General features: G+C 65.4%; 8 protein-coding genes and 1 pseudogene. 5 read left to right on the top strand and 4 right to left on the bottom strand.

The annotated features are described in order from the left end of the window. A pseudogene (locus tag AUC71_RS06640) lies at positions 1-637 on the bottom strand (phosphotransferase); the annotation flags it as partial. Further along, positions 638-1639 carry a 4-hydroxy-3-methylbut-2-enyl diphosphate reductase gene (gene ispH / locus AUC71_RS06645; protein WP_069623640.1) on the bottom strand — a complete coding sequence of 334 codons (1002 nt, stop codon included), beginning with the start codon at positions 1637-1639 and terminating at the stop codon, positions 638-640. A 186-nt stretch (positions 1640-1825) separates the two neighbouring features. Between ispH and AUC71_RS06650 the strand changes: the two genes are divergently transcribed. Next, positions 1826-2449, top strand: coding sequence for a hypothetical protein (locus tag AUC71_RS06650; protein WP_141701506.1), 624 nt, complete (start codon positions 1826-1828; stop codon positions 2447-2449). Between the two features lie 20 nt (positions 2450-2469). Further along, on the top strand, positions 2470-3231 hold the full coding sequence (locus AUC71_RS06655) for a phosphodiester glycosidase family protein (RefSeq protein WP_158007735.1): 762 nt from the start codon (positions 2470-2472) through the stop codon (positions 3229-3231). Between the two features lie 66 nt (positions 3232-3297). Here AUC71_RS06655 and AUC71_RS06660 read toward each other — a convergent pair whose 3' ends face one another. Then, positions 3298-3522 (bottom strand): DUF378 domain-containing protein, encoded by a 225-nt coding sequence (locus tag AUC71_RS06660; protein WP_069623643.1) that lies wholly within the window; start codon positions 3520-3522, stop codon positions 3298-3300. Positions 3523-3590: 68 nt separating this feature from the next. After that, positions 3591-4067 (bottom strand): fasciclin domain-containing protein, encoded by a 477-nt coding sequence (locus AUC71_RS06665; protein ID WP_425283362.1) that lies wholly within the window; start codon positions 4065-4067, stop codon positions 3591-3593. A 277-nt stretch (positions 4068-4344) separates the two neighbouring features. Between AUC71_RS06665 and AUC71_RS18600 the strand changes: the two genes are divergently transcribed. From AUC71_RS18600 to AUC71_RS19290, 3 genes are all read left to right on the top strand, one after another. Then, complete coding sequence (locus tag AUC71_RS18600; protein WP_141701507.1) at positions 4345-4986, top strand: hypothetical protein; 642 nt, start codon at positions 4345-4347, stop codon at positions 4984-4986. Between the two features lies 1 nt (position 4987). Then, positions 4988-5767 (top strand): MerR family transcriptional regulator, encoded by a 780-nt coding sequence (locus AUC71_RS06675; RefSeq protein ID WP_069623645.1) that lies wholly within the window; start codon positions 4988-4990, stop codon positions 5765-5767. Then, on the top strand, positions 5764-6155 hold a 392-nt coding region (locus AUC71_RS19290; protein WP_158007736.1), incomplete at its 3' end, for a VWA domain-containing protein. The genes AUC71_RS06675 and AUC71_RS19290, both read left to right, overlap by 4 nt.

The following is a 6155-nucleotide window of genomic DNA, read 5'->3' on the forward strand; positions in this document are numbered from 1 at the left end:
AATAGAGTCGATCGGCCGGAGACCTTGTCGTCGAGAAAGAACACGTTGTCCGGAAAGAGGTCCGCGTGGATCACGCCCACCGGCAGGCCCGCCGCCCAGTTCGCCGCGAGATAATCGAGCTCGCGCGCGATTGCGTCCTTCAGCCCCGGAATCACGCCGTCGGCGGAATCGCCTATCGCGTCGAACAGCGTCCGCCAGCCGGGCAGGGACAAATCGTTCTCGCGCGTCATGGGAAAATCGAGGCCGGCGAGGTGGAATCTGGCGAGCGCCTGGCCGAGCCCCGCGCAATGCCCGATGCCCGGACGCCGCACCCACAAGCCTTCCAGGAAGCTGATCAGCACCGCGGGCCGGCCTGCCAGCTCACGCAGGATGCGGCCCTCGCGGTCGCGCACGGGCAGCGGACAGGAGATGCCGCCCGCCGCCAAATGTTCCATCAGGCCGAGGAAATAGGGCAGATCCTCCGGCCGCACGCGCTTTTCGTAAAGCGTGAGGATGAAGGGTCCGCGCGCCGTGTGGACTAGGTAGTTGGAGTTCTCGACGCCCTCGGCGATCCCCTTGAACGATGTCAGGGCGCGATGTCGTAGCTGTCGATGAAGGTTTCCAGCTCCTCGTCGGAGACGTCCGTATAGACAGCCATCTACGCCGCCGGCATGTCTCGTAGCGGACGGGGAAGCTTGAAAGCGACGTTCTCCTCCGCCGTGGTCACGGTCTCGACGGTCACGTCGAATCTCTCCGCGAAGGCGTCGATGATGTCGTCCACCAGAACCTGCGGCGCCGATGCGCCGGCGGTGACGCCGAGATGGCGGATGTCTTCGAACAGGCTCCAGTCGATCTCGCTGGCGCGTTCCACCAGCATGGCCGCGCGGCAGCCGGCCCGCTCGGCGACCTCTACGAGGCGCAGCGAGTTGGAGCTGTTGGGCGAGCCGACCACGATCATGCGGTCGCAGTTTGGCGCGATTCGCTTCACCGCGTCTTGCCGGTTCGTGGTCGCGTAGCAGATATCGTCCTTGCGCGGCACGGCGATCGCGGGGAAGCGCGCCTTCAGCGCCTCCATGATCTCGCGCGTATCGTCCACCGACAGTGTGGTCTGGGTGATCACGGCCAGCTTCCCCGGGTCCCTCGGCGTAAAGGCCTTGGCGTCGTCGATGGTCTCGATCAGGTGCACCGCGCCTTCCGGCAGCTGGCCCGTGGTGCCGACGACTTCGGGGTGGCCGGCGTGCCCGATCAGCAGGATCTCGGCGCCCTGGTCGTGCAGCCGCTCCGCCTCGATATGCACCTTGGAGACAAGCGGGCAGGTCGCGTCGAGCACGAACATGCGGCGGTGCCTGGCGGCTTCGGGCACGGCTTTGGGCACGCCATGGGCTGAGAACACGATCGGCGCGTCGGTATCCGGGATTTCGTCCAATTCCTCGACGAAGATGGCGCCCTTCGCTTTCAGCGTGTCGACCACGTAGCGGTTATGGACGATGGCGTGGCGCACATAGACGGGGGCGCCGTATTTCTCGAGCGCAAGCTCCACGATCTGGATAGCCCGGTCCACGCCGGCGCAGAAGCCGCGTGGGCAAGCGAGATAGACGGTCAAGGCAGGACGGCCATGTCGCCCATTATGTCGCCCATTGGCGTGATCAGTGCCGGTCATTGGCGCTCCAGAAGCGGCTCTTTCGGGCCCAAAATGGCCTTAAGTCTGGCCTTGTCGGGCCTAACCCGGGCAGATAGTTTGGCGCCAGCGAGGGCCCGGAAGCTCGCGCCGTTTCAAGCACTTTTCGCGGCGCGCCGGCCATATCAGGCAGGGATGCCTGGCGTGTCAAGCCAAGGACGGGGTGAGTTGAAGCGGATTGACGGTCTTTCCTGGCTGCGTGGCTGCGGGCTCTGCGCGCTGCTCGTGAGCCTGATTGCCGTCTCCGGCTGCGGCGGCGGATCGAGTTCCCTCGGTAGCAGCGAAACCGCCACGGGCTATGCCAGCGAACGGCTGCCCGACAGCCTGCCCCTGGCCGACTCCCAGATGCAGACCGCCGCCGCGCCGACAGCCACTGCCGTGGACGGCAAGGCGCTCAATTGTCCCCAAGTCGTCGCCTGGCCCAACGAGCGCCTGCGCACCGCCTACCAATCCGGCCACGACGGCGACCAGATGTTCGTCGTCAACCGCGGCGAGATCACCAAATTATCGCGTGAATGCAGGTTTTACGGCGGCCGCGTCGTCGTCAAATATGGCTTCGCCGGCCGTGTCCTCTTAGGCCCGAAGGGTAGCCCGGGGACGGTCACCTTGCCGGTCTCGGTGCGCGCGGCCGACGCCTACAAATCCACGCTCGCGCAAGACAAGATGTCGGTACCGGTCACGGTGCCTGCGGGCCAGACGGCCGGCTATTTCTCCATGGTGCGCGAGATTTCCTTCCCCATCCAGGTCGGCACGCGGCTCGAGGACTACAAGGTCTTCGTGGCGCTGAAATAGGCCCGGCCACGCGCATGACAATGAGGCTCCTTCGGCTAGTCGTCGCATTGGTCGTGCTCGCCGGCGCTGGCGGCGCCGCGCGCGCGGAAGCCTGCCGCGACGAGAGCTTCAGCAAAGCCCGCTACATCGTCTGCAGCTTCGATCCCGCCAAGGACGATATGCGGCTTTACTGGCGCGGACCCGACGGCAATCCGTTGCGCACGTTCAAGGCGCTCGCGCAGGCCTTGGAAGACCGGGGCAAGTCGCTTGTCTTCGCCATGAACGGCGGCATGTATGAGCACGACCTGAGCCCCGTCGGTCTGCATATCGAGAACGGCCGGGCACTCGTCGAGGCCAATACCGAGACGGTCACCGGTAGGCCGAGCCAGATCCCGAATTTCTTCAAGAAGCCGAACGGCGTGTTCTATCTAGGGGAGGGGACCGCGGGCGTGCTGGAGACGGGGCAGTTTCTGGCTCAAAAGCCCAAGGCGCAGTTCGCCACCCAGTCCGGCCCCATGCTGGTGATCGACGGCGCGATCCATCCGGCCTTCATCGTCAACTCGACGGACTTCAAGCCGCGCAACGGCGTCGGCGTGTCGAGCGACGGCAAAGTCCATTTCGCCATGACCCGCGGCAGCGTGAGCTTCTACGAGTTTGCCCGCTTCTTTCGCGAAGGTCTCGGCACCGGGAATGCCTTGTTCCTGGATGGCGGTACGGCGCCGGGGCTCTATGCGCCCGAGCTCGGCCGCAACGATCCGCCGTCTCACGGTGGCTACGGTCCCATCATCGCCGTCGTGGAATAGCGAAAAAGGCGAAGACCCCGCCGCATTTGGGGAAGGCGATCGCAGCGGGGCCTTGCCCTTCAGGGGCTAGTGCCCGCGCAAGGCGGACGCTTCGCCGCCTTTGAAGGCCTCGAACAGCGGGATCAGCTGCCAAAGCGCCGATGCGCCGACGAGGATGTAGACGGCGCGCGACAGGACGGAGCCGGCGCCGAACAGCGTGGCCACGAGATCGAAATTCGCAAGGCCGACCAGGCCCCAGTTCACGCCCCCGACAATGACGAGGATGAGCGTGATCAAATTGATCGCTTTCATTTGGCTCTCCGTAAGTAAGGGTGCGCGCAGGCTCATCGGAGCCCGCGCGCGTGGTTTGGACCTTTCCGTTAGCTCTTCGGCGGCATGATCACCGTGTCGATGACGTGGATGACGCCGTTCGAAGCGGCGATGTCGGTCTTGGTGACCTTGGCGTCGTTCACCATGGCCGTGTCGCCCTTGACCTTGATGTCCACCATCTTGCCGTTGACGGTCTTGGCTTCGTCCATCGTCACGACCTCTGCGGCCTCAACCTTTCCCGGAACGACGTGATAGGTGAGGATCGCCACGAGCTGCTCCTTGTTCTCCGGCTTCAGGAGGTTCTCGACCGTACCGGCCGGCAGCTTGGCGAAGGCTTCGTCGGTGGGCGCGAACACCGTGAAGGGGCCATCGCCCTTCAACGTGTCGACGAGGCCTGCGGCCTGAATCGCGCTGGCAAGTGTCTTGAACTGGCCGGCGGCCACCGCCGTGTCGACGATGTCCTTCTCGGCCGCACGGGCCTGCATGCCGCCGATGCCGAGCGCCATAAGGGCGACTGCGGCGACCATCAGGGTTCTGATCTTCAACATTGGATACTGCTCCTTTTCAAACGTTTGACGGATTACCCCCGTCGCGACCGCCCACCCTGTTGAGGGCCGAGAAGGCCCCGGAGCGGGGGGAAGCTCCGGGGCCTCTAGGTTCCGCGCCAAGGCTGGGTAGGGCCTGCTTTGCGGGCGCGGTGGAGGGTCGATGGCCGGACGATGCAATCGAAATAAGCGATTTACAAGCAGAAAAATCGCTCATATCATTCAACAGAAGTTGATCAGGAGCCAAAAGATGGCGCCCTTGAACCAAAAACGCCGGCGCCCCATAGGCAATCGTGTGCTCGTCTCGGCCATGATCTCGGCGATGATCTCGGTGCTGGTTGTGCTGGGCGGCGCGGAGACGGCCGAACGCGCCTGGGCCGAGCCGCTGGTGGTGCCCGGCGCCGATCAGACGGCCGGGCCGGCGCGCCGCAGCGGCGTGGGTTTCGAGTTCCGCCGGAGGCTTTCGACCGTCGACAATCCCTATTGCGATATCCGCACCTACGTCCTGCCGGACCTTCCGGAGCAGGCGTCTTCGACCACCAAGGATGATCGCTCGGTGATCGTGATCGATGCCTCCACGCTCAAGTCAGACCGGCCTTACGCGCATTTCCTGATGGCGCATGAATGCTGCCACCACACTTTGGGACACACGCGGCTTACGCAGCGGCCTTTGGGCGGCCTGGGCGTGCAGCCCTTCTATTATCTGCGGCCGCTGCTCAAGAACATGGAACTCGACGCCGACGCTTGCGCCGTGCGTATGCTGAAGCTCACCAAGGAGCCGGATGCAATCGAGAGCGGGAGGGTGCATATGTTGGAATTCGGCGACCGTCAGACCGGCGCCTACTACCCCACCGGCAAGGAACGTGCGGGCAATATCGCGCGCGCCGCCGCGGAGGACTGAGATGAGCGAGATGATGGTTTCCGCGGGAGAGGCGGCAAGGCGGCTCGGCGTTGCCCCCGCCACGATCCAGCGCTGGGTCGATAGCGGTGTGCTGCATGCGGAGCGGACGCCGGGCGGTCACCGCCGCATCTACGTGACGGAGCTGCGCCGCCTCATCGCCGCGAGCCGGCCGGCGGAATTGAGCGGCCCTTTGGCGGCTTGGTTCGACGTGCTGATGACCGGCGACCCCGCAAAGGTGAAAGCCGCGCTCATCGCCTCGCGTCAGCAGACCGGAGCCTGGGCGGAGACGGCGGACGAGGTCGCCTCGGCCATCGCTGAAATCGGCAGGCAATGGGAAGCCGGCGCCTGCCAGGTCTTCGAGGAGCACGCGGCGACCGAAGCGCTGCGCCGGGCCGCGGCGTCCTGCGCCGGTGAGATGCGCCACGCGGACAACGCGCCCCGCGCCGCGCTCTTCACCATCGAGAACGAGCGCCACACGCTCGGCCTCGCTCTGGCCGAACTGGTGATGGCGGAGGCCGGCTGGCGGCCGTTATGGATTGGCGAGGGCCCTCCGGCGGACGAGCTCGGTCTGCTGGTGGCGAAGTGCAAGCCCGATACGTTGTTGGTCTCGGCGTCGGCGGCGAGCCCGCCCGCTTCAATCGCGCGCTATCAGATCCCGCTGACCGAGGTTGCGAGCCGCGAGGGGCTCGATTTGATCTTGGCGGGCGGCGGTTCTTGGAAGAGAGACCCCGCGGTAAAGCGAGTCATCACGTTCAAGGAACTGCGCGAGGCGCTGGCGTGAGACAGCGCGTTCCGCTCGGGCTTGCCGCGGCGGGGGTGCTGAGCCTTTTAGTCTTGAGCTTTGCCGAAGCCCAGGGCACAGACCGCGAATCCTGCATCGACGACGCCATGATCGTGTTCGACGCCTCGGGCTCCATGTCGGGCAATGTGAAGCTCGGCATCGCCACCACGCTCACGCGCATCGACGAGGTCCGCTCTGCGCTCGGCAAGGTTCTGCCGGCCGCTGCGCGGCATCGCCGGGTCGGGCTCATCACCTACGGGCCCGGACCCTACAATCAGTGCAATGTCGAGCTGAACTTGCGGCCTGAGCCGAATGCAGCCAATCGCATCATGCAAGAGGTCAACGCTCTGACGCCTGCAGGCAAGACGCCGCTCACCTCGGCGGTGGA

The sequence above is a fragment of the Methyloceanibacter marginalis genome (assembly GCF_001723295.1).
GTDB classification, from domain to species: domain Bacteria; phylum Pseudomonadota; class Alphaproteobacteria; order Rhizobiales; family Methyloligellaceae; genus Methyloceanibacter; species Methyloceanibacter marginalis.